Raw genomic sequence first — 26610 nt, 5'->3', positions numbered from 1 at the left:
CCGTCCGGCGTCTCACTGCTGGCCGGCGAGCCCGGTGACGGTCTCCGCCGCCCCGTCGAGCGCCGACTGCACGTCGCCGTCGCCGAAGATCACGGTCTTGCCCCAGGCGTCGCGGATCGCCTGCAGCATCTGCACGGTGTTCGGGCCCGAGGGCACCTCGATGGTGCGGCTCGCCTGGTCGCCGAAGCGCTGGTAGGCGGGGTTGGCCTCGAAGTAGTCGGCGTAGGTGGTCTGCAGGTCGGTGCGCAGCGGCATCTGGCCGGTGGTCTCCAGCAGCGAGCGGTCCTGCTCCTCGCTGGTGGCGAACTTCAGCACGTCCCAGGCGGTGCCCTTGTTCTCGCAGGCGGAGTAGAGGCCGACGTTCTTCGCGTCGCTGAAGGTCCAGGTGTCCTCGGCGGGCGTGCCGTCGGGGGTGGGCACGGAGACGGAGCCCCAGTTGAGGTCCTTGTAGACCGAGACCGCCCACGGGCCGACGATCGACATCGCGGCCTGGCCGTCGGCGAACGCGTCGCCCTGGTACTGCTCGCGGCCGGCGAGGCCCTGGTCGTAGAGGCTCTTCCAGAAGTCGGCGACCTGGTAGCCGGCGTCGTCGGCGAAGGTGGCCTTGCCGTCCTCGACCAGCCCCGTGCCTCCGGTCGCCGCGGCGTAGAGCGGCATGAAGTCGAACTGGGTCTGGAAGAACTCGCTGGTCGGCGCGGGCTGGATCGCGGCGGGCGCGGCTCCGGACTCGACGAGGGTCTTCGCGGTGGCGGTGAACTCGTCGTAGGTGGCGAGCGAGGGGTTCTCCGGGTCGAGGCCCGCCGCGGTGAAGACGTCCTTGTTGTAGAAGATGACGACCGGGTTGCTCTTCCACGGCATCTGGAAGTACTCGCCGTCGGCGTTCTGGTACTGCTCGGCGAGGTCGCCGCTGCGGGTCTCGATGTAGTCGACGCCGTCCTCGAACTCGGACAGGTTCACGAGTCCGCCCTGGCGCTCGAACTGGCCGACCGCGCTGGGCGCCGTGTTGAAGACGAGGCAGGGCGCGTTGCCGGCGGTGATCGCGGCGCCGATGACCTCCTCGCTGCTCTTGCCGGCCGGGATCTCCTGGCCCGTGATCTGCTCGTCGGGGTGGTCGGCGTTCCAGGCGTCGACCATCGACTTGCCCCACTGCACCTCCTGCTCGTTGTTCGAGTACCAGATGGTGATCGGGCCGGTCGCGGTCAGGTCGGTGGAGGCGCCTCCCCCGCCGCCGCTGCAGGCGGTCAGTCCGAGGGTCGCGAGCGAGGCGATGCCCACTCCGGTCAGCCAGCGTCTCTTCATCGAGGCCATGGTGTTCTCCTTGTTCTGCGCGTGCGCGGCGGTGCGCAGGCGCGTCAGTGGATCGGGTTCAGGGGGTCGGGTTCAGAATTCGGGACCGCGGTGCGGCGGTCGAGTGGCGGACCACGAGTCCTGCGGGCTCGAGGTCGACGTCGGGGGCGGTGCCGTTCTCGATCAGGTCGAGGAGGGCCCGCGCGGCCGCCTCGCCCCAGCGCGCGGGGCGCGTGCGGGCCGAGGTGAGCGAGGGGTAGACGTGCGCGGCGATCTCGGAGTCGTCGAAGCCGGTGATCGAGAGGTCGTCCGGCAGGCGCAGCCCGCGGGTGTGCGCGACGCCGAGGCCGGCGATGGCCATCGGGTCGTTGGCGAAGACGATCGCGGTGGGCGGGACGGCGGAGTCGAGCAGGGTCTCGGTGGCGCTCGCACCCTGGCCGGCGCTGAAGTCGGTGACGACGACGGGGCCCGGCTCGAGGCCGGCGTCGGCGCAGGCGCGCTCGAACGCCTCGCGGCGGCGGAGGGAGTGCAGCAGGTGACCGGAGCCGGCGACGTGCGCGATGCGGCGGTGGCCGAGAGCGGCGAGGTGCTGCACGGCGCCGGTGATGCCGGCGGTGTCGTCCATCACCACCGCGGGCGAGGTGGAGCCGTCGAGGCGGCCGAGCGTGACCGCGGGCAGGCCGAGCTCGGCGAGCAGCGCCGGGCGGGCGTCGGCCTCGCGCAGGTCGCTGAGGAAGACGCCGTCGACGCGGCGGTCGGCGGCGAGGGTGCGGTAGACCGCCTCCTCCGAGGCGCCCGGGTCGACGACGCTGAGCACCAGTACCCGGCCGTGCTCGGCGAGCACCCGCTCGACCCCGGAGATGAAGGCGGGGAAGAACGGGTCGGCCGCGATGACCTCGGGGTCGCGGGCGACCACCAGCCCGACCGCGAAGGAGACGCTCGTGGACAGCGAGCGGGCGGTGAGGCTGGGGCGGTAGCCGAGCTCGCCGGCGACGCGCAGGATCCGCTCGCGCGACTCCGGCGAGACGCCCGGCCGGTCGTTCAGCGCGAACGAGACGAGCGCCTTGCTGACGCCGGCCGCGCGGGCGACGTCGAGGATCGTCGGTCGTGCCGCCATGGCCGCGCCTCCTGCTCGTCGTCGAGTCCGGATCTGAACCGGTTTACTTAACCGGTTCAGGCACCGTAGCAGCCGCGTGCGGGCGGAGGGAAGCACCGGCGCCGCGCTGACCCCCGGATCGAGACCTCCGCGGATCCGCTGAGGCGTCCCGTTGCGGTCGAGGCGTCCAGCAGCACCGGGACGCCTCGACCACTCCGGGACGCCTCGGCGCGGACCGGCGCCAGCAGCGCCCGTCGAAACCCGACGATTGCCGGAGAGGGTCTATGCATACGCATTGAGGGTGTGAGACAGTCGGTTGTCGCGACAGGCAACCCGAAACTGCCATCGTGACGAAGAACCGAGCGGCACGGGCATCCCGAGCGGCGCACCTCGCGTGCGGCGCTGTCCCGTCGCTCTCACGCCCGCCGCCGGCCCGCCTCCTTCCGGAGCGCCCGGGCCCGCGCTCCTCACCCCCAAGGACACCCTGATGAACGACACCCGCCTGCGCTCCACCCTGCCCACTCCGCCCACCTCGCCCGCCCTGCCCCGCCGCAGCGTCCTCTCCGGCGCCGCCTGGTCCGTCCCCGTGATCGCCGTCGCGATCGCCACCCCGGCCGCCGCCGCCTCGACCGCCCCCGAGGCCGACAAGGGCCCGATCACCGGCACCATCGCGTTCACCCCGGTCCAGTACCGCGGCACCCGCGCCGGCGACCGGGTCGAGTTCCCGGTGCTGACCGGTGTCGTCACCATCTCCCGCGGCCCGCTGCCGGCCAAGGTCTTCCTCAACTTCTCCGAGGTGAGCGAGGGACGCGTCGACCTGCGCCGCGACGCCGGCCGCTACGTCGCGGTCGACCCGGCGACCGGCCGCTTCGAGGTCCACGGCGTCTACAACGCGATCGTCGGCGGCGACAACCCGTTCGGCTTCGTCTACGCGGGCGTCGAGGCGGAGGACGCCGACGGCGCGGTCTTCGGCTACACCGTCGCCGAGCTGATCGGCTGACCCGCCGACGATCCTGCGCGGCCGGCGCGCGTCACCGGGCCAGGGCTGCCAGCTCGGCCCGGTTGCGGGCGCCGGCCTTGCGCAGCAGGTTCGACACGTGGAACTTCGCCGTGTTGCCGCTGATGCCGAGGTCGTCCGCGATCCGCTGATTTGAGGCGCCGAGCGTGATCAGGTTCAGCACCTCGCGCTCGCGGGCACTGAGCTCGGCGAGGTCCAGCCCGTCGGGCTGAGCCGGCGGATCGAGCGGCAGGCGGATCGACAGGGTCGAGCCCCAGCCCGCGGTCGACGCGATCGAGAGCTCGCCGTCGAGGCCGCGCACGCGCTCCGCGATCGGCCGCAGCGCCTCGTCGCGGGTGGTCAGCTCGCCGCGGCCGTCGTCGCGGATCTCGACCAGCAGGTTCAGCCCGTCGCAGTCCCACTGGATCCGCACCCGCCGCGTCTGCTCCGACTCCACGAACGCCAGCACGGCGCTCCGCACGATCGCACGCGCCGCGTGCGCGACTTCGCCGGGCAGCGCGCGTCCGGTCGCCGGCGGCTCGACGAACTGCACGTCGAGATCGCCGAACCGCACGAGCGGGCGCAGATCGCGCCGCAGCCGGGCGAAGGCGCCGACGACGGGCTCGAGCATCGCACTGCGCTGCTCGTCGGAGGCGGTGCGCAGCTCGACCAGCGCGTTCGCGGCGATGTCGATCGCGACGGTGCGGGCCGCCCGATCGTCCAGGCGCTCGGCGCGCAGGGCGGCGAGAACCGACTCCAGCGCCACCGCGTGCCGGTCGGCCTGCTCGGCGACGGTGCGCGCGTGCTGCTGCAGCAGGGCGCGGGAGGCGGGTGTCTCGGCGGCGGTCTCGGCGGGCTCCATCCCTCGAACCTACCCGGCCTACCCGCGCACGGCGCCACCCACCCGATCGGGTAGGCGGAACCGTTCCAACGGGTGGTGGGAGCCGGCGTCCCCCGCGCGCAGGCTTGCTGCATGCCCGCATCCACCGACGTCACCACCGACCCCGCCCAGGCCCTCGCCGCGATCGTTTCCGAGGTCTCGACGGCGACCGCCGCGCTCACGACCGACCGCCTCGAGCCCGTCGCCGAGCTGCTCGCGGACGCCGAGCGCGTCTTCGTGCACGGCGCCGGTCGATCCGGCCTCGCGCTGCGGATGACCGCCATGCGCCTGATGCACCTCGGTCTCGTCGTGCACGTGGTCGGCGACGTCACCACCCCCGCGATCCGCGAGGGCGACGTGCTGCTCACCGCGAGCGGCTCCGGCACCACCGGCGGCATCGTACGCGCCGCGCAGTCCGCCGTCGACGCCGGCGCGCGGGTCGCGGCGATCACCACCGCCGCCGGATCCCCGCTGGCCGAGCTGGCCTCCGCCGTCGTGATCGTGCCGGCCGCCGACAAGCTCGACCGCTCGGGCGCCGCCTCGGCGCAGTACTCCGGCGGCCTCTTCGAGCAGGTCGTCGTGCTCACCGGCGACGCCCTGTTCCACGCCCTCTGGAAGCGCGGCGGCGCGAGCGCCGACGAGCTCTGGCCGCGCCACGCGAACCTCGAGTGACGACCGGCCCCACCCTCCTCACCACCCCCACCCCGACAGGAAGAAGCACCCCGTGAAGCTCCAGTTCGCCATGGACACCCTCAGCACCGACGCCGCCCTCGAGCTCGCCGCCGCGGCCGCCCCGCACGTCGACATCCTCGAGCTCGGCACCCCGCTGATCAAGAGCGCCGGCCTCTCGGCCATCACCGCCGTCAAGGAGGCCCACCCCGACAAGACGGTCTTCGCCGACCTGAAGACCATGGACGCCGGCGAGCTCGAAGCCGACATGGCCTTCAAGGCCGGCGCCGACCTCGTCACCGTCCTCGGCGTCGCCGGCGACAGCACCATCGCCGGCGCGATCGCCGCCGGGAAGAAGCACGGCAAGGGCGTGGTCGTCGACCTGATCGGCGTCCCGGACAAGGCCGCCCGCGCCCGCGAGGTCGTCGCCCTCGGCGCCGAGTTCGTGGAGATGCACGCCGGCCTCGACGAGCAGGCCGAGGAGGGCTTCACCTTCGAGACGCTCCTGCGCGACGGCGAGGCCTCGGGCGTCCCGTTCTCGGTCGCGGGCGGCGTGAGCACCGCCACCATCGAGTCCGTGCAGCGCGCCGGCGCCGTGGTCGCCGTCGCGGGCGGCGCGATCTACGGCGCGCCCGACGTGGGTGCGGCGGCTGCCGCGCTGCGCGCCGCGATCGCCTGATCGCCGCCATCGCCTGATCCCCCGGGGCGGCGCCGCGCATCTGCGCAGCGCCGCCCTTCCTCCTGCCACCCTCCGATTCCAGCCCGCCACCCTTCAGGCGGCCGGCGTCGAGTCGCCGATCCGGGACAATGACGGGATGACTGAACGCGACATCGAGCTGCCGACCGGCTACGAGCCGTTCCTGCGTTCGCTGACGTCGCGCGTTCAGGATGCGCAGCTGCGCGCTCAGCGCACCGTGAACGCGCAGCTCATCAGTCTGTACTGGGAGCTCGGCCGCGCGATCCTCGATCAGCAGGCCAAGGAGCCGTGGGGCACCCGGGTCCTCGACCGGCTCGCGGAAGACCTGCGCCGGGAGTTCCCGGCGATGACGGGTCTGTCTCGCAGCAACCTCTTCTACATGCGCGCCCTCGCCGCCGCCTGGCCCGATCGGGAGAAAGTCCCACAGGCTGTGGGACATCTGCCCTGGGGCCACGTCCGCCTGCTGCTCGACAAGCTCTCCATCCCCGAGGTGCGCGCGGCGTACGCCGCCGCGGCGGCCGAGAACTCGTGGACACGGTCGATGCTGCTCACCCATGTGAAGAACCAGACCCTGGAGCGGGCCGGTCGGGCACCGTCGAACTACGTCGACAGGCTCGCGCCCGCCGACTCGGCCCTCGCGCGGGAGATCGCCAAGGACCCCTACGTCTTCGACTTCCTCAACCTCACCGAGGATGCCGCCGAACGGGACATGGAGAACGCCCTCCTCGACCGCATCGCCGAGACCCTCCAGGAGCTCGGCACCGGATTCACCTTCGCAGGCCGCCAGGTCCACTTCGGCGTCAACGGCCGAGACTTCTTCCTCGACCTGCTCTTCTTCCACACCGAGCAGCTCCGGTACGTCGTCGTCGAGCTGAAGAAGGGCGACTTCGAGCCGGCGTTCACCGGTCAGCTCGGGTTCTACATCGCCCTCGTCGACGAACGACTCCGACGCCCGAGCCACGCTCCGACCATCGGCATCCTGATCTGCGGCGACAAGGACGAGCACATCGTCAGGTACGCCCTCAGCCAGGCAGCATCGCCCATCGCCGTCGCGACCTACACCTACGACGCGCTACCCGACGCCGAGCGCCTCGCTCTTCCCGACGAGCAGCGCATCATCGCCGCCCTCGACGCCAGCGGGGTCGTCGACGAATAGTCCCACAGCCTGTGGGACTATTGATCATTCCTCACGACGATCGACGTGGGCGAGCTCGATGCCGGCGCGATCGCCGCTGGTAAGAAGCACGGCAAGGACGTCGTCGTCGACCTGATCGGCGTCCCCGACAAGGCCGCCCGCGCCCGCGAGGTCGTCGCCCTCGGCGCCGAGTTCGTCGAGATGCACGCCGGCCTCGACGAGCAGGCCGAGGAGGGCTTCACCTTCGAGACGCTCCTGCGCGACGGCGAGGCCTCGGGCGTCCCGTTCTCGGTCGCGGGCGGCGTGAGCACCGCCACCATCGAGTCCGTGCAGCGCGCCGGCGCCGTGGTCGCCGTCGCGGGCGGCGCGATCTACGGCGCGCCCGACGTGGGTGCGGCGGCTGCCGCGCTGCGCGCCGCGATCTCCGGATCGCCGCCATCGCCTGACTGCCCGGCCCGCGCTAGGGAAGTCGCGGTGGCGCGATCAGTTCGACGAAGCCGCCGAGCGCACCCTCGAGATAGACGATGCGCGTACCCGCTCGGGCGCCGCTGGTCATCCGGTGGGGCGGACCGACCGGCCGCCAACCGTGCTTGGCACACAGGCCCAGCACCCGGTCGAGGTCCGAGACCGTCAGGGCGATGTGCACCGTGCCGATGTCCGCGGGTGAGCCGGCTGCTCGAGCCGACCGAGGGGGGTCGTACTGCAGCAGCTCGACCCGGTGGTCTCCGAGCGTCACCACCGCTCCCCGGGTCGTCGTTCCGTCGACGCCCGTGGTCGCGACCGTGGTGTCGGCATCGAGCGTGAAGGTGCGGTCGAGTGTGAAGCCGAGACCCGAGCACCACAGTTCCACCGAGTCGTCGAGATCGGTCACGGTGAGGCCGGAGTGAGCGACGGCCGAGACGAGTGGTGATGTCATCCCATGAGTATCCGGCTCGACTCGGCGGTCCCTCGAGAACGGGAGCGTGCGTACAGCCGTCGCGCATCGAGCAACGAAAGACCTCCCCTGCTGCGAGTCAGCGAGTGAGACGCTCTCGACGGAGTGAACGCCTCCTGCCGGGCCGTTCCTGCGAGGAGGCGCGCGAACACGATGCCCCGACGGCGCCGGAGAAGCTTCGCGCTCCTCGATGAGCGAGAAGACATAAGCTCGCACACATGGCAGCCGGCGCAGTGATGTACAACTTCGCGATACAGCTGGCCGATGTGGACCGCGGCGTCTACGAGGACATCACGCTGCGGGCCGCTCGGCACCCTTCCGAGACCGACGCGTTCATGATGACGCGCGTGCTCGCGTACTGCCTCGAATACGTGGAGGGGATCACCTTCAGCGAGGGGATCTCGTCGACGGCCACCGAGCCGGCGGTGCTGGTCCGCGATCTCACCGGCAGGCTGACCACGTGGATCGAGGTGGGCGCGCCGGATGCCGAGCGACTGCACTTCGGGAGCAGGCTGGCCGACCGCACGACGGTCTACACGCATCGCAACCCGGAGAAGGTGATCGCGGCGTGGTCCGGGAAGCGAGTCCACCAGCTCGAGCAGATCACCGTGCAGAGCTTCGACCAGGGATTCCTGGATGCCGCGGTCGCGGTACTCGAGCGCCGCAACACGCTGACCGTGTCGGTCGTCGAGGGGCAGCTGTATCTCGAGTTCAACGGCGTGACGTCGAGCAGCGACATCCACGTGCATCAGCCGGGCTGAGCGTCGGCACCCTCGACGCGAACGGAAGGACCGACTCGAGGCGTTGATCGCGCCGACGTGGTCCTCGGAATCGCGGTACCGGGACCTGGTGCGGCCAGGCCGGCTCGGGAGCCGGAGGAGAGCCCGCACCCTTCCTGCTGCGATCCGCGAACGTCATCCGCGCCCCTCCTCCTGCCGGCGTCCCGTCGAACGCCTCACCGCGCTGGAGCGGCACACGCGCCCTGCGCCCTCCAGCTGCCGGCCGCGTGTGCCGGACGGACTGTCACCCGGACTCACTGCGGCTCCGAGGACATGCGAGCATGATTCCGGCGCGAGCGGCACCCCCTTGGACGAGAGACGGCCCGGCAGTGACCCTGGGTGCATGACGTCTCAGACGACCGTCCTCCGCGACGACTCCCTGTCCCTGCTGACGCGCGGCTACGGCTTCGGTGCCCGGATCTGGCGTCGCGCCCGCACCGACGCTCGAGCGGTGCCCCTTCGTCTGCTGGGACGCGACGCGCTCCTGGTCCGCGGCGCCGAGGCCGTCGACCTGTTCTACGACGACGCCCGCATCGCTCGACACGGCGCGATGCCTGCGATCGTGCAGCAGACCCTGTTCGGGAACGGCTCGGTGCACAGCCTCGACGGCGACGAGCACCGGCACCGCAAGGCCGCCTTCGTCGACGTCGCCTACGAGGACGCGCAGGTCCAGCGGCTGATCCCCCTGCTCGAACGGGAGTGGCGGATCGAGCAGGAGGCGTGGCTGGCGGGCGGAACCCGGAGCGCCTACGACGCGGCGGTCGGCGCGTTCGGCCGGGCGAGCATGAGCTGGGCCGGTCTTCCCGGGACTCGGCGCGCGAAGACCCGGTGGGCCGCACGTCTCGCGCAGATCGTCGACGGGTTCGGTGCGCCCTACTCGCCCGAGTACCTCCTCGCCGCCGCGAACCGGCTGTGGTCCGATCGGCACGCGGAGCGGCTCATCGAAGCGGTGAGAGGCGGCGCTCTGTCCGCCCCGCCCGGCACCGCGCTGCACGAGTGGGCGTGGCATCGCGATCTGTCGGGGGAGCTGCTGCCGGACCGCCTCGCGGGCATCGAGCTGCAGAACAGCATCCGGCCGATGATCGCCGTCGCCCGCTTCGTCGCCTTCGCCGCGAAGGAGCTCCACGACCGGCCCGAGTGGCGGCAGAGGATCGCCGCCGAGGCGGAGGAGTCCGGCGCGCCGAGGGCGGGCCGGCTCGCGACCGCTTTCGCGCAGGAGATCCGGCGAACCGCGCCCTTCGTGCCGATGCTGCCCGGCTGGGCGATCACGGACGTCGAACTCGACGGCGCCCGACTGCCCGCCGGAGGACGAGTGCTGCTGGACATCCTGGGCACCGACACGGACGAGCAGTCCTGGCCCCGCGCCGACGTCTTCGATCCCGAGCGCTTCGTCGGCATCGACGACTACGAGTCCGTCTCCGTCTTCATTCCGCACGGCGGAGCGGACGTCGCCACCGGCCATCGCTGCCCCGGGGAGAAGCCGGCCATCGCCGGCCTCGCGACGGCGATCGCCGCGCTCAGCGACCCACGGCTTCGGATCCTGGGCAGCGGGCTGAGCGTGAACCGACGTCGACTGCCGACCATGCCGACCTCAGGAGGCGACGTGCGATCCGCCGACGCACCCGCACGCTGCCCGTTCCACTGACCGGACTTCACAGCCGGGGCCGGCCGCGTCATCTCCCGGCTCGACCGGACGGCTGCCGGTCAGGGCATCGGTGCGGTCGCGGATGCGCGGGCGGTTCCGAGCCGAGGGTCGGGAACACGCGGTAGCGGGTCGCCGGCTGAGAGGTCCCGTCCGCACGGCACCTTCCTGCTCACCGCCCGGGCGACCGATTCCGCCGGCAACACGACGACGAGCAATCCGGTCACGGCCGTGCTGCGGTAGTCCGCGATCCCGGCGGATCGACCCCGTCCCGCCCCAGCAGCACCGCGTTCAGGCTCCACCCCGCAGCGGTGACCGCGACCACGGCGCAGGCCATCGCGGCCAGCTGCGCGGGCTGGGTGAGGATCCCGAGGCTGACGATCAGCGTCGTCGCGCCGGCGGGCGGATGCGGGAGCTGCAGCAGCGACAGGACGAGAGTGGTCACCGCGACCGACACCGCGCCGGCGAGCAGGTACGGCACCGTGATCCCCGCCTCCGGGACGGACGCTCCCCCGCCGGGCCCCAGCAGATGGAAGCAGGCGACGCCGGCCAGCAGGCCGACACCGTGCCCGACCAGGGCGTTCACGGGTCGCGATGCGGGCTGCTCCGGGGACTCGAAGAAGAGCATGATCGTCGGCCCGAGACTCGGGAAGAGCCACGGCTGCCGAAGCGCGAGGCCGATCGCGGCGCTGAGCGCCAGCACGACCAGGCACAGCACGGCCGCGTACACCGCGGCCCCGGTCCGGCGTCGGCGCAGGCGCGCGATCGGGCGCGGGCCGCTCACGTCGCGACCAGCAGCGCCTGCGGTGCCGCCTGCTTGATCCGGGTCAGCAGCCACGCCTCCTGGATCGCGGTCTCGGCGCGGTGGTCCTCGAGCAGGGCGAGCAGCTCCTCGTCGCGGAGGGCGAGCGCGGCCTGACGGAGCACGGTCCCGGTGACGTCGACGAGCGACGCGAGCAGGTGCAGATCCTGCAGGTCGCGGAGCAGCCCCACCGGTCCGGTGCGCCCCTCGGTCAGCGCGTCGGCGTGGAACCGCGCGGGCTCGCCGTCCGGTCGCTCGCCGTACCGGTCGAGCATCGGAGCGAGGCGGTGCGCGTGATCGTCGCACTGCTCGGCGAGTGTGAGGCAGATCCCGTGCACGTCGGGCTCGTCGCCGTGGTGCTCCGCGACCAGGTGGAACGACTGTGCGAGGACCCGCTCGCCGGAGTGGAGGAGGCCGAGGTAGAGGTCGACGTTCACGAGCGCTCCTCCGCCGTCGCCAGCTCGGGCGGAGCGGTGGGTCGGATCAGCTCCCGGGCCTCGCCGCCGCGGGTCGGCGGGACGCCCTCGGGGTCGGCCGGCCGGGACGCGGTCGTGGTCGGCGCGGGCGCGGGCCCCCTGCCGTCAGCGACCTTCTCGATGCGCACGGCCGCGACCTTGAAGAGCGGCTGCTTCGAGACCGGGTCCCACTCCGTCCGGGTGAGCTCGTTCGCGGCGGTCGGCGTCTCGCCGGGTCCGCTCCGCTCCTCCTGCCAGTAGCCGTAGTGGAAGGGAGCGAAGACGCAGCCCTCGCGCACGTCGCCGACCCGCGCGGGCACGACGATCTCGCCGCGCGCAGAGACCACGCGCACCACGTCCCCCTCGGCGACGCCCGCCCGCCGGGCGTCCGCGCGCGACAGCTCGACCCACGCCGACGGCGCCGCCCGATTCAGCTGCGGCGCCCGGGCCGTCTTCGTGCGGGTGTGGAACTGGTACGCCGTGCGCCCGGTCGTCAGCCGCAGCGGATACTCCTCGCTCGGCAGCTCGTGCGCCGGCCGGTACGGCGCCGCCTTCAGGATCGCCCGACCGTCCAGCCGCCTCGCGCGGTAGGCCTCGGGGGTGGTCGAGGCGCCGGTCAGCAGGTCGTGGCCGAAGGTCTCGGCGCGATCGACCGCGGTCGGGAAGACCCCGTCGCCGTAGAGCCGGACGGTGCCGTCCGGGTGCTCGTCGTTGCACGGCCACGGGATCCCGCTGCCGCCGCGCAGCCGCTCGTAGCTGATCCCGGTGTAGTCGCAGAGCCGGCCGCGCGTGCACTCCTGCCAGGCGCGGAAGCCGTCCTCCGGTCCGCTCCAGTCCAGCAGCGGCGATCCGTCGTCGCGCCGGAAGTCCATCCGCCGTGAGTAGTCGAGCAGGATGTCGAGGTCGCTGCGCGCCTCCCCCGGCGGTTCGACGGCCTTGTCGGAGAGGTGGACCGTGCGGTTGACGTTGGTGAAGCAGCCCTGCTTCTCGCCCCACCCCGCGGCGGGCAGCACCACGTCGGCGAGCCGGGCGGTCTCGGTGAGGTACAGGTCCTGCACCACCAGGAACAGCCCCGGTGTCGTGAGGACCTCGCGGATCCGCCGCGCCTGCGGCATCGAGACGAGCGGATTCGTCGCCTGGACCCAGAGGAACGGGATCGACCCCTGCTCGACGTAGCGGAAGATCTGCATCGCGTGCGTCGGCGGCGACCAGTGCGGGATCCGGTCGGGATGCACGCCCCACAGCTCCGCCAGCTCGCGGATGTGCTCCGGGTTCTCCCAGTTCCGGAAGCCCGGCAGGTCGCCGTCCGCCCCGGACTCGCGGGTGTTCTGCGCGGTCGGCTGCCCGTTCATCTGCAGGATCCCGGAACCCGGCCGGCCGATCTTCCCGGTCAGCAGGTGCAGGTTGTTGACCTGGCACGCCGCCGCGGTCGCCTGGCTCGACTGGTAGAAGCCCTGCAGCACCGTCGACAGGACGCGCGGCGACTCGCGGAAGATCGCCGCGGCCCGGCGCACGTCGTCCGCGTCCACCTCGCAGACGCGCGCGACCTCCTCGGGCGTCCACGGCTCCACCGCCGCGCGCAGCTCGTCGAAGCCCACCGTGTGCGCCGCCACGTACTCCTCGTCGACCCCTCCGCTGACGATCAGCTCGCGCACCAGTCCGTTCATCAGCGCCAGATTCGTGCCCGGCTGCACGGCCAGATGCACCGTCGCGTGCCGGGCGACCTCGGTCTCCCGCGGGTCCACGCAGACCACGAGGGGCGGGTTCGGGCCGGCGAGCCGGTCCAGCACCCGCATCCAGAGCACCGTCTGCGTCTCGGCCATGTTGTGCCCGAAGAGCAGCATCGCGTCGCACTCGTCGATGTCGGCGTAGCTGCCGGGCTGCCCGTCCGAGCCGAAGCTCTCCTTCATCGCCGCCGCCGCCGTCGCGGTGCAGAGCCGGGTGTTCCCGTCCATGTGCGGGGTGCCGATCCCGGCCTTCCCGATGATCCCCAGCGCGTAGTACTCCTCGAGGAACAGCTGCCCGCTGGTGTAGAAGCCGTGCGAGAGCGGCCCCTTCTCCGCCAGCAGCGCCCGGCTGCGCTCGACGATCCGCGACATCGCGGTGTCCCAGTCCGTCTCGACCAGGCGGTCCCCCTCGCGGATCAGCGGCCGGGTCAGCCGGTCGCCGTTCGCGACGCCCTGCCAGCTGCCGAAGAGGCCCTTCGGTCCGAGCCGCCCATGATTCACGATGTCGACGGAGCGGCCGCGCACGCCGACCATCCGCCCGTCCTTGACCGCGATGTCGGTGCCGCAGCCGTTGCTGCAGAGCACGCACGCCGACTGCACCCAGCGGTCGACGTCCTCCTCGGCCACCCCTTCGGCGAGCACCGAGTCCACGCGCACCGGCCACCTCTCCCCCTGCGCGTACGGCGTGCGGGTGCCCCAGATCTCTGCAATGCGATCGATCATGCGCGCACGCTACGCCCGGAGCGGCAGCGGAGGAACGTGGGTTGACAGTCGCTCGGGCACCGCCGCGCGAGTGCGCCCCGTGATCCTCTGCGGCCTCGATCGTCGGGGCGGTCAGGGCGGTGACGAGCGGGCCGGGCGCCGTCTCCGCCGACTTCACCACCGCCTCCCCGGCGACGATGGAGGCGGTCGAGCGGATGATCGACGCCGCGGGCGCCCGCTTCGCCGACGTCGCGATCCTCGGCCCGGTGCCGGCCAAGGGCGCGCGGACCGAGACGATCGTCAGCGGCGCCGCGGCGGGCGACGTGGCGGCCTGGCTCTCCGCGCTCGGGGCGGAGGTCGAGCGGATCGACGGCCCGGCCGGCGTCGCCACCTCGCGCAAGCTGCTCCGGAGCGTGCTGATGAAGAGCCTCGCCGCGGTCGTCGTCGAGGCCGTCACGGCGGGCCGCGCCGCCGGCTGCGAGCCGTGGGTGCGCGAGCAGATCGCCGCCCAGCTCTCGGGCGACGTCGAGGCGAAGATCGACCGCTACGAGACCGGGAGCCGCAAGCACGCCGTCCGGCGCAGCCACGAGATGGCGTCCGTCGTCGAGTACCTCACCGCGCTCGAGGTGCCGGCCGAGATGTCGGCGGCGTCCGAGCGCTTCCTGCAGCGCCTCGCGGACGAGGAGGCGGGCGGGCGCTGATGCGGGCGGGCCGGCCGGCGGGTTCCGGGGCTCACACCCCGAGCCAGTCGAGCGCCCGCCCGAGCAGCCGCAGGTACCCCGCCGAGGAGTAGGACGCCGCGTCGTGCCCGAGTGCGTCGTACACGGTCCGGCCGCCGCCCTCGCGCGTGAGCGCCCAGGCGATCGGGTGCCGCTCGCCGTCGTGCTCGTGCGTCGCCAGGATCCGCGCGGCCGGCGCGACCTCGAGCCAGGAGTACCGCTCGTCGTCCACCTCGAAGTCGTCCAGTCCGTCGCTGATCGGATGGCCGGCCTCGATCGCGACGCTCGCGCGTCCGTACTCCGGATGCATCGTCCTCCCCCGCACCCAGCGCCCGCCAAGGAGCGCCGCCCACTCCGGCGAGTCGCCGAAGCTCGTCGCGCTGACGTGCACCCCGAGCACCGGCACCGCCGCCCGGTCGAGCAGCGCGAGCGCCGCCGCGCCCTCGGGCCGCGGACTCGCCCCGCCGTCCCGCGGCTGCCCGACGTCGACGACGAGCAGCCCCGGCAGCTACACCCGCCCGGCCCCGAGCTCGGCGAGCGCCCGGTCGACGTCGCCCCGCACCGCCACCTCGCACCCGCGCGCCGCGAGCAGCCCGGCGAGCGCCGCCGCCGTCTCCTCGAACGGATGCCACGGATCGGCGTACCGCCCGTCCCCCCGCAGCAGCAGGGCGGTCCCGGGCGCACCCCCGGTGCGCGTCGACTCCGTCACGGCTCCCCCTTCCGGCGATCCGCGCAGCGCGCGCGGGATCGTGCCTCCTCCGAGTCGACCACATCCCGCGCCACGGATCGCGTCAGCCCGCTCCGTCCCCCTCCCGACATCCGGCGCCGACGCTCCCGCCTCGGGGCCGCCGAAGCGATGGGGCTGCCTAGGGTTGCGTGATGCCTGGGCGTCTCGATCGGATGATGTACGTGGACGACTCGGGCCATCCCGCCTCGGGGCTCGTCGTCTACGGCTGGATCGAGTTCGCTCCCGACCACTGGGCCGGAGTCCTCCGCACCTGGCTCGACCTGCGCAAGCGGCTGTGGCGGGAGTTCGGGATCCCCCTCGTGCAGGAGCTGCACACGACCGAGTACGTCAACGGGCGGGGCCGCATCTCGAAGCGGATCCCGGAGAGGCACGTCCACTCGGGCGCGGAGTACTGGAAGGACTTCGGCCGCGAGGTCGCCGTCGAGTGCCTGCAGACCCTCCGATCGATCGAAGGACTCCGGGTGGGAGCCGTCTGGCGGAGAGGCCGGGCGCAGGACATCGCCCGCACGCGGCAGGACACCTACGCGGCGCTCGTCACCCGGGTGGAACGAGAGCTCGCCGCCGAGCAGTCCCTCGGCATCATCGTGATGGACGGGAACGGCAGTGACCCGAGCTATCGGTCGACCCATCGGAACCTGAAGCTCTCGGAACGCCGAGTCATCGAGGATGCGATCCATCTGGACTCCCGCGCGTCCCAGCTCGTTCAGATGGCGGACCTCGTCGCCTGGTCCGCGTACGCCCACATCGAGCGGCACCCCCGCAACCGGTTCGCGTGGAGCTGGTACAGCGATCACCTGAGCGAGCGTGATCCGTCGAGGGCGCCGTGCGAGGTGTAGCAGGTGCCGCGGGAGGCGGACTTAAACAGCGAGACCCCCTTATCCACGTGTGCGGGGGGGTCTGCACGGTCGATCATAGATCGCACGCCGACCACTGTCGAGCCGATGGCCAGGACGACGCCGCCCCTGGCGCGTCGTGCGCCCGGGGTCCCGGGTCCTCCCGGCGCCGGTGATCTCGATGCGCCCGCCGCGCGGGCTACTCCATCGGCAGGGGCTGTCAACGCCCTGATGCTCGCGGGGCGGGGCGGCCTACCGTCGTCGGACCCGGGTGAGCGCTCGGGTGCGGACGAGCAGGAGGCGGCATGAGCGCGTACACGGGCGGGCGGCGGCGCGGGGGCCCGAGCCTTCACCGGCACGAGGTCGAGGGGGTGCACCGGATCGAGCACGCCTTCACCAACGTGTTCCTGCTGGAGGAGGGGAGGCGGCTGACCGTCGTCGACGCGGGACTGCCCGGGACCTGGCCGCACCTCCTCCGGACGCTGAACGTCCTCGGCCGCGGGCTCGGCGACATCGACGCGCTGGTGCTCACGCACGCGCACTTCGACCACCTCGGCTTCGCGCGGCGGCTGCGCGAGCGCGGCGTGCCGGTGTGGCTGCACTCCGCCGACGCCCGGCTCGCCGCGCATCCCTACTCCTACCGCCGGCAGCGCACGCCGCTGCTGTACCCGCTGCGCCACCCGTCGGCCGTTCCGGTGCTGGGCGCGATGGCGCGGGCGGGGGCACTGCGAGTCCCTCCGCTCACCGGCACGACGCCGCTGGAGCCGGGTGCCGTGCTCGACGTGCCCGGCTCGCCCGCCGTGCTGGCGACCCCCGGGCACACCGACGGGCACGTCTCGCTGCACCTGCCCGAGCGCGGGGCGGTGATCGGCGGCGACGCCCTGGTGACGCTCGACCCGTACTCGGCCCGGACAGGTCCGCATCTCGTGGCCCGGGCGGCGACCGCGGACACGGCGGTCTCGCTCGCGTCGCTCGAGGTGCTGGCGGCGACCGGGGCGGACGTGCTGCTGCCGGGGCACGGGGTGCCGTGGCGGTCCGGAGTCGCGCAGGCGGCGGACGTCGCCGCGCGCCGGCCGATCGCCTGAGCGCGAAGACCCGCGCGATCTCGATCGCGTCGCTTCGCCGCCGGGCCGCCATGTCAGAGAGAACTGGCCGCCTCCCCTCATCGGGGATGACGACCAGTCGTGATGCTCGGATCCTAGCGAGGTCGACCGAGGATCGCCGATGGGAGGCGACGCGGCCGCAGGCCGTCGAGCAGCACGTCGAGCAGCACCGCCCGGTCGCCGGGAGAGCCGAGGCGGACGGCGTGCTCGATGCCGCAGACGAGGTGCTCGAGGTGATCGATCGTGAGGTCGGGGCGGACGGCGCCCGCGGCGCGCGCCGCCGCGAGCACGGTCGCGAAGGACTCGAAGATCTCGCGCTTGGCCGCGCGGACGGACTCGGCCTCGTCCTCCGGCGAGAGCAGCACGGCCTGCAGCCCGCCGTCGGACAGCTGGAGGTCGAGCGCCTCGCGCAGGTACACGGCGAGGGCGGCGCCGGGGTCGGGCAGGGCGGCGGCACGGCGCGAGACGGCGAGCATCGCGTCGAGGGTGTCGGCGGAGAGGGCCTCGACGAGCGCGTGCACGGTCGGGAAGTGCCGGTAGACGGTGGCGACGCCGACCCCGGCCTCGCGGGCGACCTCGTTCAGCCGGAGCGTGCTGCGGTCGTGGGTGCGCGCGACCTCGAGGATGCGCGCGCGGCTCCGCGCGGCGTCGGATCGGAGGACTGCCATGCGCCCCATCCTACGCAAGCGGATGAGTCATCCGTTTCGTGCTAGCGTCCGATGCGGATAGATCATCCGCTTCGAGAGACGAGGACCGCATGACGAGCGAGCACCCGAGCTGGGACACCGACCGACTTCCCGACCAGACCGGGCGCACCGTCGTAGTGACCGGCGCGACGGCGGGGATCGGCTACTTCGCGGCCGAGCAGCTCGCGGGCGCCGGCGCGGACGTCGTCCTGGCGTCCCGCTCGGAGGGCAAGCTCCGGCGGGCGGCGGACACCCTCCGCGGCGTGGTCCCGCGAGCCCGGATCCGGACCGTCGTGCTCGAGCTCGGCTCGTCCGCCTCCGTCGACCGGGCCGCCGCGGAGCTCGCCGCGCTGCCGCGCCTCGACGGGATCCTGCTCAACGGCGGCGCGATGAGCATGGACCCGCGCGCGGTCACCGACGACGGGCTGCCGCTGCTGCTCGGCACGCACGTCGCCGCCAATGCGCGACTGGTCGCGCGGCTGCTGCCCGCACTCGCGGCCACCGCGGCCGAGCACGGCGGCCGGAGCCGGATCGTGCACACCTCGACGGGGTTCGTGCAGCAGTTCCCGACGCGCGTCGACGACCTGCGCCGGGTCCCGCGGGTGGGCATCAGCGCCTACACGAAAGCCAAGACGGCGACCGAGATCTGGGCCTTCGAGCTCGACCGCCGGCTGCGCGCCGCGGGCGTCCCGGTCGCGTCGATCGTCACGCGGCCCGGAGTGGGCGTCGACGCGAAGACTCCGGAGCGCGCGGGGATCCGCGACGCGACGACGCCTCACCAGCGCAATCCGTACACGCCGTGGGCGCAGGGCAAGGACACCGCCGCCTGGTCGGCCGTCCGGGCGCTCACCGATCCGCGGCTTCAGGGCGGGGAGTACGTCTCCCCGCGGGGCCGACTGCGGGGAGCGCCCGTCCTCGTCGCGCCGCCGACCCGGACCGCCGCTCCCCCGGCGGACGCGGCGGACAGGCTCTGGCGCCAGGTCGAGCAGCTCGCGGGGGTCGGCGTCGATCTCTGAGGCGCGACATCCGCAGACGCCGAATCGTCCCACGCGGCGGCCGCAGTCGCTCCCTCGACGATCGTGGCCCGCACAACATGAGCTGAGAGAGGAGGGCCTCCGCTGTCAGGGGAGGCCGGTGCGTTCTGGCTGATGTTGTGCGCGCCGATCCCCTCGCCGGCCGCGGCGAGCCGCCGACCGGCCCCCGCGACTCTCCGGAAGTCGCGGTAGTGGCGCGCGACTACCGCAACTTCTGGAGAGTGGAGGGGGCGCGGGCGATCCAGCCGGTGGCCTCCTCGAGGGCGCGGGTCACCGCCAGCAGCTGGGCCTCGCGGCCGTGGCGGCCGACGACCTGGACGCCGACGGGCAGGCCCTCGGGGGTGAAGCCGGCGGAGGTGACGACGACGGGGTGGGCCGTGAGCGTCAGGCGGTTGGCGAGCATCTGCCAGGTGAAGTAGCGGTCGAAGGCGTGGCCGTCGACGGAGGGCACCCACTCGAGCTCCGCGGGCGGGGCGACGACCGGGGTCGCGGGCAGGATCAGCACGTCGTGCGTCTCGAGGACGCGGGCGGTGTCGCGGAAGAGGCGGGTGCGGCGCTCGTAGGCGTCGGCGAGCTGCGTCGCGGTCGTCGCGCGGCCCTGCTCGACGTTGCGGACGTAGTCGGGGCGGAAGCCGGTGGCGCCCGCGTCGACGGCGTGCCGGCCGCCGAGGAAGAACTCGAAGGTCTCGATGGTCTCCCAGGCCTCGTCGGCGCCCGCGAAGTCGGGCTCGTCGGCGTCGAGCACGGCGCCGAGCCCGGACAGCTGCGCGGCGAAGGCGGCGTGCACGGCTCGCACGTCGGGGTCGATCGGCAGCCCGCCGGCGTCCTCGCTCCAGGCGATCCGCAGGCCGTCGACCGCGACCGGGCGCGCCGCGTGCACGGGCAGCGACGACAGCGGCCAGACGCTCTTCTCGACCGAGAGCGCGTCGAGGAAGAGAGCGGCGTCGGCGGAGTCGCGGGCCATCGGGCCGGTCACGCCGTGCGGGGTCCAGGCGTTGCCGGTGCGCCCGCTGGCCACGCGGCCGGGGCTCGGCCGCACGCCGACGACGTTGCAGAACGCGGCCGGGTAGCGCAGGCTGCCGCCGCTGTCGGAGCCGTCGGCGATCGGCAGCATCCGCGCGGCGAGGGCGGCGGCCGCGCCTCCGCTCGACCCGCCGGCGTGCCGCGAGAGGTCCCACGGGTTCACGGTGGTGCCGAACACCGGGTTGAAGGTGAGCACCCCCTGGCCCATCTCGGGGGTGTTGGTCTTGCCGATGATCAGGGCGCCGGACTCGCGGAGCAGCGTCGCCAGGACGCTGTCGTGCGCGGCGGGCGCGGCGTCGGCGAAGGCGGCGGAGCCGTTCGTCGTCGGGAAGCCGGCGACGTCCATGAGGTCCTTCACCGCGGTCGGCAGGCCGTGCAGCGGGGGCAGCGCCTCGCCGGCCGCGAGCGCCTCGGCGGTGCGCCGGTCGGCGGCCTCCGCGGCGGCGAGCGAGACCGAGTCGGGCTGCTGCGAGACGACGGCGCGGATCGCGGGGTTCCGCTCCTCGATCCGCTCCAGGTGGGCGCGCATCACCTCGACGGCCGAGACCTCGCGGGAGGCGACGGCCGCGGCGAGCGCGACGGCGCTGCTGTCGGCGAGGTGCGCGGCGAGGCCCGCCATCAGCGCCCGCCCTCGTGCCCGTGCTGCTGCTCCGCGTGCTCGTGCCCGCCGTGGGCGTCGGAGGCGGCGTCCGTGTGGCACGCGTGCGCGTCGCCCGCAGACCCGGATCCCCCGGCCCCCGGCGCGCAGTGCGCCGACTCCGACGCCGGCACGTCCAGCGACGGGTTGCGGTCGAAGAAGCCGTCCGGCTCCAGCCGCAGGCTGATCCGGTCGACGGGCATGATCGGCCACTGCTCCGGGCGCGGGAAGTGGTGCACGCCGAGCACCGGCCAGAGCACCAGGCGCTCGTTCTCGAGCGAGCGGTCGGCCTGCTGCCAGACGTGCACGCCGTCGTCGCCGAGCTCGCCCTGGTTGGGGTACTCGCCGGCGATGAAGCGCTGCTCCGGGTCGAAGGCGCTCGCCCAGAGGTGCTGCCCGACGAAGGGCGCCTTCCGCTCGACGACGCTGCCCGGGCGGGCGTAGAGCTGCGCGGTGTTCTGCAGCGCGAGGCGGTAGGCGGTCGCCTCGCCGTAGCGGTTCTGCGCCGACTCGCTCTCGATCCGCCAGTGCAGGGCGCGCGACGGGTCGGCGCGGCGGGCGGCCACCGCCTCCGAGGCCAGCGGCGTCTCGACGGCGAGGCACGCGTTGCCGTAGGGGTTGGTCGTCTCGTCGGGGTCGGCCTCGGCGTGCACCTCGACCAGGCGGTTGAGCGGGCCGTCGATCGCGGTGTCGAGCCGGACGGCGAAGTAGTGCTGGTGGATCGGCGCCTGCACGTTCGGCGCGACCATCCGCCCCGAGCGCGGCGACTCGCCGTCGGCGATGCCGCTCACCGACATCAGGCCGGTCAGCTTCACCTCGAGCTCGACCGAGCCGTCCTGGTAGAGCGACCAGTAGAAGCCGTAGTCGTAGTTCGCGACGGTCGCGAAGCTCGAGATCACCAGGCGGCGGCTGCGGCGCACCTCGGCGCTGCCGGTGCGGGTGTTGACGTGCTTCCAGAGGATCGAGTCGTCCTCCTCGTGCAGGCAGATGCCGTTGACGATGGTCTGCGGCTCGCCGTGGCCGTCGAGGTAGTCGACGTCGAAGTAGCGGATCTCGCCGAGGCAGTCGCAGCCGAGCTCGAGGCTCGCGGTGAGCGGGCCGGCGCCGTACTCGCCCCAGTCGAAGAAGTTCTTGCGGTAGGCGGTCGGGTCGCTGTCGAGGTACGGCACGTACATCTCGTTGACGGCGGCGCGCGCCAGCACCGGCCGCTCGACGTCGCCGTCGCGGTAGGTCAGGTCGTGCAGCACGAGGCCCTCGCGGTGGCTGAAGCCGACCCGGAACGACCAGTTCTGCCACTGGACCCGGTGCCCCTCGATCGCGAAGCCGGGGCCGTCGGCCTGGACGATGTCGAGCTTGGACACCTCACGGTCGGGTCCCCAGGTGCCGGCGGTGTAGACGCCGGTCTCGCTGGCCATCGGGATCACGCCGTGGTCCTCGATCCGGATCACCTCGAGGGTGTCGAGGTCGAGGATCGGCACGAGGCCGGCGACCGGGCGGGCGTAGCCGTTGTCCTCGGGGAACTCGCGGTACCAGACCGTGCCCCAGCTGAGCCGGCGGTCGGCGAGGTCGTCGGGGACGAAGCCGGTGATCGACTCCGGGTCGACCCAGACCAGCGAGGTGTCGGTGATGCCGCGGAGGGCGAGCGCCTCCTTCAGGAGCGGGGAGTTGCGGGCGGCCTGGGCGATCAGGCGCGCCTCGTCGCTGGAGACGCCGGGGCGGCGGTGGTCGACGTCGGTCCAGACCTCGACGATCGCGGGGCTGTCGGGGCCGGCCGTCCAGCCGCGCACCTCCCAGGCGGCGCGGGCGTCCGGGTCGAGCACGACCAGGCGGACCGGGCGCGCGCCGCCGGGCGCGATGCCGCGGGCCTTCTCCTCGTCGAGGCTGATGCCCCAGAAGCGCGGGCGGGCGCCGATGCGGTCGCTCGCGCGGACGGCGGCGACGAAGGACGCGATCTCGGCGGCGGCGAGCGGGTCGAGCACGTGCGGGTGAGTGGTGGTGGCGGTGGAGGCGGAGCTCATGGCGGCGGCGGTCCTTCGGTTCGGGGCGTCAGGCGTGCGGAAGAAGAGGAGAGTTCAGCGGGAGAAGAGGAGCGGAGTGACGGGGCCGGTCCGCCGGGGCGGGCGCGGTTCCCGGCCGCGACGGCCGAGAGCGGTCAGCCCGCCCCCGCGACGAGCGCGCGGCCATCGGCCCGCGGGTCGCTGGCCGCGTCGAGCCGCCCGTCGCGATGCAGCCGCACGAGCTGCACGTGCCCGGCCTCGTCGATCGGCCCGGAGGCTTCGGCGACCGGCAGCCCCAGTGCCTCCGCAGCAGCGACCGCAGCGGGAACCCCCGGCTCCGCCACGAGCGTCAGCTCCTCGTGCCCGAGGTCCCGCGCCCCGACGACGAAGCGCGGCCGCTCGAGCACGGCTCCCGGATCCGCGGCGGGATCGAGCAGCTCGCGCACGAGCTGGGCGAGGATCCACGGCTGGGCGCTGCCGCCCTGGCAGCCGAGGCCGAGCAGCAGATCCCCGCTCTCGGCGATGACCGGCAGCAGGGTGTGCGGCGGGCGCAGGCCCGGGCCGACCCGGCCGGGGTGGGCGGGGTCGGTGCTGAAGGCGGAGCCGCGGTTGTGCAGGACGATGCCGGTGCCGGGGTCGAGGATCCCGGAGCCGAAGAGCTGGTAGACGCTCTGGATCAGGGTGACGACGGTGCCGTCGGTGTCCGCCGCGGTGACCGCGACCGTGTCGCCGAGCGCGCGCCCGGCCCGCGGCAGCGAGCCGCGCGAGAGGGAGCGGGGGTCGAGCATGGCGGCGACGTCGATCGCTCCGCCGCGCGGGTCGCCGAGCGCGGACTGCCGCACGAGCGCCGCGTCGCGGACGGCCTCGACGAGCTGCGCCGTGTCGCCGGAGAGCGCCTCGGGCAGGACGCCGAGCAGCACCACGCCCTGGCTCGGCGGCGGGGCCACCCACCAGCGCACGCCGCCCTCGCGGGAGGCGGCGGGCTCGACCAGCTCGGCCTCGTGCGCCGCGAAGTCGGCGGGAGTGTGCGCACCGCCGAGGGCGGCCAGGCGCGCGGCGAGGGAGTCGGCGATCCGGCCGCGGTAGAACGCTCCGGGGTCGTCGACCAGCTCTGCCAGTGACGCGGCCAGCGCCGGCTGGACCAGCAGGTCGCCCTCGCCGAGCAGCCCGCCGTCGCCGTCGCCGAAGACGCCGCGCATGCCCTCGTCGGCCAGCAGCTCCTCGCGGCGGAGGGCGATCGCGCGGCCGAGTCCGGCGGAGATCGGGAAGCCCTCGGCGGCGAGCGTCGCGGCCCGGCGGAGCGGGGTGTCGAGGCCCAGGCGGCCGCCGAGGCCGGCGATCGCCCGCCAGCCGGCGACCGCGCCGGGGATCGTGACGGTCTGCGGGCCCTGGCGCGGCATCCGCTCCTCGCGGGAGAGCGCCGCGACGTCGATGCCGGCGGGCGCTGCTCCGGCCGAGAGCACCGCGACGACGTCCTCGCCGGGGCGGCGGACCAGCGCGATCAGGTCGCCGCCGAGGCCGCACTGGTGCGGGTAGACGACCGTGAGCGCGGTCGCGGCGGCCAGAGCGGCGTCGATCGCGTCGCCGCCGTCGGCGATGGCGCGGGCCGCGGCGTCGAGTGCGGCGGGGTGCGGCGCCGCGACGGCGACGCGGGCGGGAGGCGGGGAGAGGGTCATGCGGTCACCGTCCGGTCCGGGCTGAGGAAGTCGAGGTCGGGGCGGTCGACGCCGTCGACGAGGTCGGCCAGCGCCTCGCCGATCGCGGGGCCGAACTTGAAGCCGTGGCCGGAGCAGGCCGCGGCGACCAGCACCTCGGGCCGACCGGGCAGCGCGCCGACGACGAAGCGCTTGTCGGGGGTCATCGTGTAGAGGCAGGCGACGGCCTCGCCGCCGGCCGTCTCGATCCCGGGGACGAAGCGACGGAGCAGGCTCTCGAGGTGCGCGATCTCGGCCGCGGTGGGCGGGGCGACGGGGACGGCCGGGTCCCAGACCGGCCCCGCGTCGACGCCGATCTTGGCGCCGGAGCCGGCCGCCTCGGGCAGGCCGAAGACCAGCCCGTCCGGCAGATCGACGGAGAAGCAGCCGAGCGCCGGCGGCTGCGCGACGCTCTGACCGGCGGGAACGGTGAGGGTGAGGATCCGCTGCACCTCGAAGAAGCCGGCGGTCTCGGGCAGCAGCCGCTCGACCCAGGCGCCGCCGGAGACGACGAGCCGACGCGCGCGCAGCTCGCCGGCGGAGGTGCGGAGGGTGACGACCCCGGCGCTGTCGCCGGTGCCGATGCTCCAGTCGAGCACCTCCTCGTCGAAGCGCAGCTCGGCGCCGGCGGCGGTCGCGGCGGACTGCGCGAAGGCCAGCGCGCGGGCGGCCTCGACGACGCCGGCGTCCGGATCGTGGACGACCCCGTAATCGGCGGGCGGGGCGAAGGAGGTGTCGGGCACGGGCACCGGCCGGCTGCGCCCGCCCTGCAGCGCCGCCTCGCCGCGGTGCGCGTAGAGGCCGCCGGTCGGGTGCACGAACGGCGCCCCGGCCGCGGCGGACCAGCGGTCCCAGCCGCGGAAGGCGCGGTCGACCAGGTCGTTCCAGACCGGGCTCGGGTAGGCGCGGCGGATCATCCGGGTCGCGCCGTGCGAGGAGCCGCGGACGTGGCCGGGGCCGAACTGCTCGATCCCCACCACGCTGCGCCCGCGCACGGCGAGCTCGTAGGCCGTCGCGGAGCCGTGGATCCCGAGGCCGACGACGATCGCGTCGTGCACGGTGACGTCGAAGGCCGTCACGAGGTCACCCCCGCGACCGCCGTCAGCAGCGCCTCGACGTCCGACTCGTCGGTGTAGACGTGCGGCGACACCCGGACGACGCTCGCGAGGCCGCGCGCGCCGAGGTCCCACTGCGCGTGCGAGGCGGGCACCGCGAGCGAGTCGACGGCCGCCTCGCGCAGCCGCGCCGAGACGGTCTTGCCGGGGACGCCGTCGACGGTGAAGGTGACGATGCCGGAGGGCGACACGGGCGGATCCGCCACGGTGACGCCGCCGATCGCGGACAGCTCGGTGCGCAGCCGGGCGCCGAGCGCCACCAGGTGCGCCTCGGTCGCCGCCGTGCCGCGCTCGTGCGCCTCGCGCAGCGCCTCGCCGAGTCCGAGGCGAAGGGCGACCGACGACTCCCAGGTCTCGAGGGCTCTCGCCGTGCCGTCCATCGTCCACTCCTGCTCGCTCGTCCACTGCGAGCCTCGCACGTCGGGTGCCCAGGCCCCGATGCCGTCGAGCAGGCCGCGGCGGAGGAAGACCAGCCCGGTCCCGCGCGGCCCGCGGAGGAACTTGCGGCCGGTGGTGACGAGGGCGTCGCAGCCGATCGCGCGGACGTCGATGTCGAGCTGGCCGACCGACTGGGTCGCGTCGAGCACCGTGATCGCGCCGTAGCGGCGGGCCAGCGCGCCGATCGCGGCGACGGGCTCGACGAGTCCGGAGGAGGTGGGGACGTGCACGGCGCTGATCACGGTGCGGCCGCTCGCGGTGGCGAGGGCGCTCTCGAGCGCCTCGATGTCGAGGCCGCCGCTGGAGTCGTTGGGGAGGAGCGTCAGCCGGACGCCGTCGTAGCGCTCGAGCGCGAGCAGCCGCAGCGCCTGGCTGACGTAGCTCGAGCGCGGGGCGAGCACGGTGTCGCCGGGGCCGAGGCGGAGGGCGTCGAAGACCGCGCGGAGGCCGCTGGTCGCGCTGTCGAAGAAGGCGATCTCGTCGGTGTCCGCGCCGAGCAGCGCGGCGGCGGCACCGTAGGCGGCGTCGACCCGGTCGGCGACGTGGTTCGCGGCCTCGTAGCCGCCGATCCGCTGCTCGAGGCGGAGGTGCGCGATGACGGTCTCGAGGACGGAGTCGCTCATCAGGCCCGCGCCGGCCGCGTTGAAGTAGTGCCGGCCGGCCGTTCCGGCGGTGCGAGCGCGCTCGGCGGCCACATCGATGGACGTCCGGGCGGGGGCGCCACCGGTGAGGCCGATCGTCATCTGCAGGTCCCTTCTCGCGGTCGCCGTACCGCCGACCC

General features: G+C 73.8%; 25 protein-coding genes and 1 pseudogene. 11 read left to right on the top strand and 15 right to left on the bottom strand.

What is annotated here, in order from left to right; all coding sequences use genetic code 11:
* Positions 1-12: 12 nt before the first annotated feature.
* Entirely contained in the window at positions 13-1308 is a 1296-nt protein-coding gene (locus EDF36_RS01465) for an extracellular solute-binding protein (RefSeq protein WP_260300477.1), read from the bottom strand.
* 58 nt (positions 1309-1366) lie between these two features.
* Entirely contained in the window at positions 1367-2404 is a 1038-nt protein-coding gene (locus EDF36_RS01460; protein ID WP_123731609.1) for a LacI family DNA-binding transcriptional regulator, read from the bottom strand.
* Between the two features lie 466 nt (positions 2405-2870).
* Between EDF36_RS01460 and EDF36_RS01455 the strand changes: the two genes are divergently transcribed.
* Entirely contained in the window at positions 2871-3383 is a 513-nt protein-coding gene (locus EDF36_RS01455) for a hypothetical protein (protein WP_123731608.1), read from the top strand.
* A gap of 31 nt (positions 3384-3414) precedes the next feature.
* Here EDF36_RS01455 and EDF36_RS01450 read toward each other — a convergent pair whose 3' ends face one another.
* Positions 3415-4242, bottom strand: coding sequence for a LuxR C-terminal-related transcriptional regulator (locus tag EDF36_RS01450; protein WP_123731607.1), 828 nt, complete (start codon positions 4240-4242; stop codon positions 3415-3417).
* A 111-nt stretch (positions 4243-4353) separates the two neighbouring features.
* On the opposite strand from EDF36_RS01450, the gene hxlB reads away from it, so the two are divergent.
* The 4 genes and pseudogenes from hxlB to EDF36_RS21695 form a co-directional block, all read left to right on the top strand.
* Positions 4354-4932 (top strand): 6-phospho-3-hexuloisomerase, encoded by a 579-nt coding sequence (gene hxlB, locus EDF36_RS01445; RefSeq protein ID WP_123731606.1) that lies wholly within the window; start codon positions 4354-4356, stop codon positions 4930-4932.
* A gap of 52 nt (positions 4933-4984) precedes the next feature.
* Positions 4985-5608 (top strand): 3-hexulose-6-phosphate synthase, encoded by a 624-nt coding sequence (gene hxlA, locus EDF36_RS01440; protein WP_123705899.1) that lies wholly within the window; start codon positions 4985-4987, stop codon positions 5606-5608.
* A gap of 136 nt (positions 5609-5744) precedes the next feature.
* Positions 5745-6782, top strand: coding sequence for a YhcG family protein (locus tag EDF36_RS01435; RefSeq protein WP_123731605.1), 1038 nt, complete (start codon positions 5745-5747; stop codon positions 6780-6782).
* A 60-nt stretch (positions 6783-6842) separates the two neighbouring features.
* A pseudogene (locus EDF36_RS21695) lies at positions 6843-7184 on the top strand (orotidine 5'-phosphate decarboxylase / HUMPS family protein); the annotation flags it as partial.
* A 37-nt stretch (positions 7185-7221) separates the two neighbouring features.
* On the opposite strand, the gene EDF36_RS01425 reads toward EDF36_RS21695, so the two are convergent.
* On the bottom strand, positions 7222-7677 hold the full coding sequence (locus tag EDF36_RS01425) for a VOC family protein (RefSeq protein ID WP_123731604.1): 456 nt from the start codon (positions 7675-7677) through the stop codon (positions 7222-7224).
* Positions 7678-7913: 236 nt separating this feature from the next.
* Between EDF36_RS01425 and EDF36_RS01420 the strand changes: the two genes are divergently transcribed.
* Both EDF36_RS01420 and EDF36_RS01415 read left to right on the top strand, forming a co-directional pair.
* Positions 7914-8456 carry a YaeQ family protein gene (locus EDF36_RS01420; RefSeq protein WP_123731603.1) on the top strand — a complete coding sequence of 181 codons (543 nt, stop codon included), beginning with the start codon at positions 7914-7916 and terminating at the stop codon, positions 8454-8456.
* Between the two features lie 361 nt (positions 8457-8817).
* Positions 8818-10119: a cytochrome P450 gene (locus EDF36_RS01415; RefSeq protein ID WP_123731602.1), complete on the top strand. Its 1302-nt coding sequence runs from the start codon at positions 8818-8820 to the stop codon at positions 10117-10119.
* Between the two features lie 220 nt (positions 10120-10339).
* Here EDF36_RS01415 and EDF36_RS01410 read toward each other — a convergent pair whose 3' ends face one another.
* From EDF36_RS01410 to EDF36_RS01400, 3 genes are read right to left on the bottom strand one after another with little or no spacing between them, the layout of a single operon-like run.
* The gene (locus EDF36_RS01410) at positions 10340-10900 is read right to left on the bottom strand and encodes an HPP family protein (RefSeq protein ID WP_123731601.1); all 561 of its coding nucleotides are present in this window, start codon (positions 10898-10900) and stop codon (positions 10340-10342) included.
* Positions 10897-11355, bottom strand: coding sequence for a hypothetical protein (locus EDF36_RS01405; protein ID WP_123731600.1), 459 nt, complete (start codon positions 11353-11355; stop codon positions 10897-10899). The genes EDF36_RS01410 and EDF36_RS01405 overlap by 4 nt, the downstream gene beginning before the upstream one ends.
* Entirely contained in the window at positions 11352-13823 is a 2472-nt protein-coding gene (locus EDF36_RS01400; RefSeq protein ID WP_123731599.1) for a molybdopterin oxidoreductase family protein, read from the bottom strand. The genes EDF36_RS01405 and EDF36_RS01400 overlap by 4 nt, the downstream gene beginning before the upstream one ends.
* A gap of 119 nt (positions 13824-13942) precedes the next feature.
* On the opposite strand from EDF36_RS01400, the gene EDF36_RS01395 reads away from it, so the two are divergent.
* Positions 13943-14503: an NAD(P)-dependent oxidoreductase gene (locus EDF36_RS01395; protein ID WP_208323016.1), complete on the top strand. Its 561-nt coding sequence runs from the start codon at positions 13943-13945 to the stop codon at positions 14501-14503.
* 31 nt (positions 14504-14534) lie between these two features.
* On the opposite strand, the gene EDF36_RS01390 is transcribed toward EDF36_RS01395, so the two are convergent.
* Both EDF36_RS01390 and EDF36_RS01385 read right to left on the bottom strand, forming a co-directional pair.
* Positions 14535-14921 (bottom strand): ThuA domain-containing protein, encoded by a 387-nt coding sequence (locus tag EDF36_RS01390; protein WP_185020322.1) that lies wholly within the window; start codon positions 14919-14921, stop codon positions 14535-14537.
* A 108-nt stretch (positions 14922-15029) separates the two neighbouring features.
* Positions 15030-15230 (bottom strand): hypothetical protein, encoded by a 201-nt coding sequence (locus EDF36_RS01385; protein WP_123731597.1) that lies wholly within the window; start codon positions 15228-15230, stop codon positions 15030-15032.
* 170 nt (positions 15231-15400) lie between these two features.
* Between EDF36_RS01385 and EDF36_RS01380 the strand changes: the two genes are divergently transcribed.
* Both EDF36_RS01380 and EDF36_RS01375 read left to right on the top strand, forming a co-directional pair.
* Entirely contained in the window at positions 15401-16105 is a 705-nt protein-coding gene (locus tag EDF36_RS01380) for a DUF3800 domain-containing protein (protein ID WP_123705906.1), read from the top strand.
* A gap of 302 nt (positions 16106-16407) precedes the next feature.
* Entirely contained in the window at positions 16408-17187 is a 780-nt protein-coding gene (locus EDF36_RS01375; RefSeq protein WP_123731596.1) for an MBL fold metallo-hydrolase, read from the top strand.
* A 113-nt stretch (positions 17188-17300) separates the two neighbouring features.
* Here EDF36_RS01375 and EDF36_RS01370 read toward each other — a convergent pair whose 3' ends face one another.
* Positions 17301-17873 (bottom strand): TetR/AcrR family transcriptional regulator, encoded by a 573-nt coding sequence (locus tag EDF36_RS01370; protein WP_123731595.1) that lies wholly within the window; start codon positions 17871-17873, stop codon positions 17301-17303.
* 89 nt (positions 17874-17962) lie between these two features.
* On the opposite strand from EDF36_RS01370, the gene EDF36_RS01365 reads away from it, so the two are divergent.
* The gene (locus EDF36_RS01365) at positions 17963-18907 is read left to right on the top strand and encodes an SDR family NAD(P)-dependent oxidoreductase (protein ID WP_123731594.1); all 945 of its coding nucleotides are present in this window, start codon (positions 17963-17965) and stop codon (positions 18905-18907) included.
* Between the two features lie 220 nt (positions 18908-19127).
* Here EDF36_RS01365 and EDF36_RS01360 read toward each other — a convergent pair whose 3' ends face one another.
* The 5 genes from EDF36_RS01360 to EDF36_RS21505 all read right to left on the bottom strand — a co-directional run bounded on the left by EDF36_RS01360 (position 19128) and on the right by EDF36_RS21505 (position 26572).
* Positions 19128-20567: an amidase gene (locus EDF36_RS01360; protein WP_123731593.1), complete on the bottom strand. Its 1440-nt coding sequence runs from the start codon at positions 20565-20567 to the stop codon at positions 19128-19130.
* Positions 20567-22603: a primary-amine oxidase gene (locus EDF36_RS01355; protein ID WP_123731592.1), complete on the bottom strand. Its 2037-nt coding sequence runs from the start codon at positions 22601-22603 to the stop codon at positions 20567-20569. The genes EDF36_RS01360 and EDF36_RS01355 overlap by 1 nt, the downstream gene beginning before the upstream one ends.
* Positions 22604-22737: 134 nt before the next feature.
* Entirely contained in the window at positions 22738-24258 is a 1521-nt protein-coding gene (locus EDF36_RS01350) for a gamma-glutamyltransferase (RefSeq protein ID WP_123731591.1), read from the bottom strand.
* Positions 24255-25355: an FAD-dependent oxidoreductase gene (locus EDF36_RS21510; protein ID WP_221181583.1), complete on the bottom strand. Its 1101-nt coding sequence runs from the start codon at positions 25353-25355 to the stop codon at positions 24255-24257. Before EDF36_RS21510 ends, EDF36_RS01350 begins: the two co-directional genes overlap by 4 nt.
* Positions 25352-26572, bottom strand: coding sequence for an aminotransferase class V-fold PLP-dependent enzyme (locus tag EDF36_RS21505; protein WP_208323018.1), 1221 nt, complete (start codon positions 26570-26572; stop codon positions 25352-25354). Before EDF36_RS21505 ends, EDF36_RS21510 begins: the two co-directional genes overlap by 4 nt.
* Positions 26573-26610: the final 38 nt, after the last annotated feature.

Source organism: Rathayibacter sp. PhB152 (assembly GCF_003751395.1).
GTDB classification, from domain to species: Bacteria; Actinomycetota; Actinomycetes; order Actinomycetales; family Microbacteriaceae; genus Rathayibacter; species Rathayibacter festucae.
The sequence above is the reverse complement of the archived record's forward strand: the minus strand, read 5'-3'. Positions and strand labels throughout refer to the sequence as shown.

Excerpts from the sequence above, each read along its gene's own strand:
- EDF36_RS01465 (WP_260300477.1), bottom strand. The coding sequence starts at position 1,308 with ATGGCCTCGATGAAGAGACGCTGGCTGACCGGAGTGGGCATCGCCTCG.
- EDF36_RS01460 (WP_123731609.1), bottom strand. The coding sequence starts at position 2,404 with ATGGCGGCACGACCGACGATCCTCGACGTCGCCCGCGCGGCCGGCGTC.
- EDF36_RS01455 (WP_123731608.1), top strand. The coding sequence starts at position 2,871 with ATGAACGACACCCGCCTGCGCTCCACCCTGCCCACTCCGCCCACCTCG.
- EDF36_RS01450 (WP_123731607.1), bottom strand. The coding sequence starts at position 4,242 with ATGGAGCCCGCCGAGACCGCCGCCGAGACACCCGCCTCCCGCGCCCTG.
- hxlB (WP_123731606.1), top strand. The coding sequence starts at position 4,354 with ATGCCCGCATCCACCGACGTCACCACCGACCCCGCCCAGGCCCTCGCC.
- EDF36_RS01435 (WP_123731605.1), top strand. The coding sequence starts at position 5,745 with ATGACTGAACGCGACATCGAGCTGCCGACCGGCTACGAGCCGTTCCTG.
- EDF36_RS01425 (WP_123731604.1), bottom strand. The coding sequence starts at position 7,677 with ATGACATCACCACTCGTCTCGGCCGTCGCTCACTCCGGCCTCACCGTG.
- EDF36_RS01420 (WP_123731603.1), top strand. The coding sequence starts at position 7,914 with ATGGCAGCCGGCGCAGTGATGTACAACTTCGCGATACAGCTGGCCGAT.
- EDF36_RS01415 (WP_123731602.1), top strand. The coding sequence starts at position 8,818 with ATGACGTCTCAGACGACCGTCCTCCGCGACGACTCCCTGTCCCTGCTG.
- EDF36_RS01400 (WP_123731599.1), bottom strand. The coding sequence starts at position 13,823 with ATGATCGATCGCATTGCAGAGATCTGGGGCACCCGCACGCCGTACGCG.
- EDF36_RS01380 (WP_123705906.1), top strand. The coding sequence starts at position 15,401 with ATGCCTGGGCGTCTCGATCGGATGATGTACGTGGACGACTCGGGCCAT.
- EDF36_RS01375 (WP_123731596.1), top strand. The coding sequence starts at position 16,408 with ATGAGCGCGTACACGGGCGGGCGGCGGCGCGGGGGCCCGAGCCTTCAC.
- EDF36_RS01370 (WP_123731595.1), bottom strand. The coding sequence starts at position 17,873 with ATGGCAGTCCTCCGATCCGACGCCGCGCGGAGCCGCGCGCGCATCCTC.
- EDF36_RS01365 (WP_123731594.1), top strand. The coding sequence starts at position 17,963 with ATGACGAGCGAGCACCCGAGCTGGGACACCGACCGACTTCCCGACCAG.
- EDF36_RS01360 (WP_123731593.1), bottom strand. The coding sequence starts at position 20,567 with ATGGCGGGCCTCGCCGCGCACCTCGCCGACAGCAGCGCCGTCGCGCTC.
- EDF36_RS01355 (WP_123731592.1), bottom strand. The coding sequence starts at position 22,603 with ATGAGCTCCGCCTCCACCGCCACCACCACTCACCCGCACGTGCTCGAC.
- EDF36_RS01350 (WP_123731591.1), bottom strand. The coding sequence starts at position 24,258 with ATGACCCTCTCCCCGCCTCCCGCCCGCGTCGCCGTCGCGGCGCCGCAC.
- EDF36_RS21505 (WP_208323018.1), bottom strand. The coding sequence starts at position 26,572 with ATGACGATCGGCCTCACCGGTGGCGCCCCCGCCCGGACGTCCATCGAT.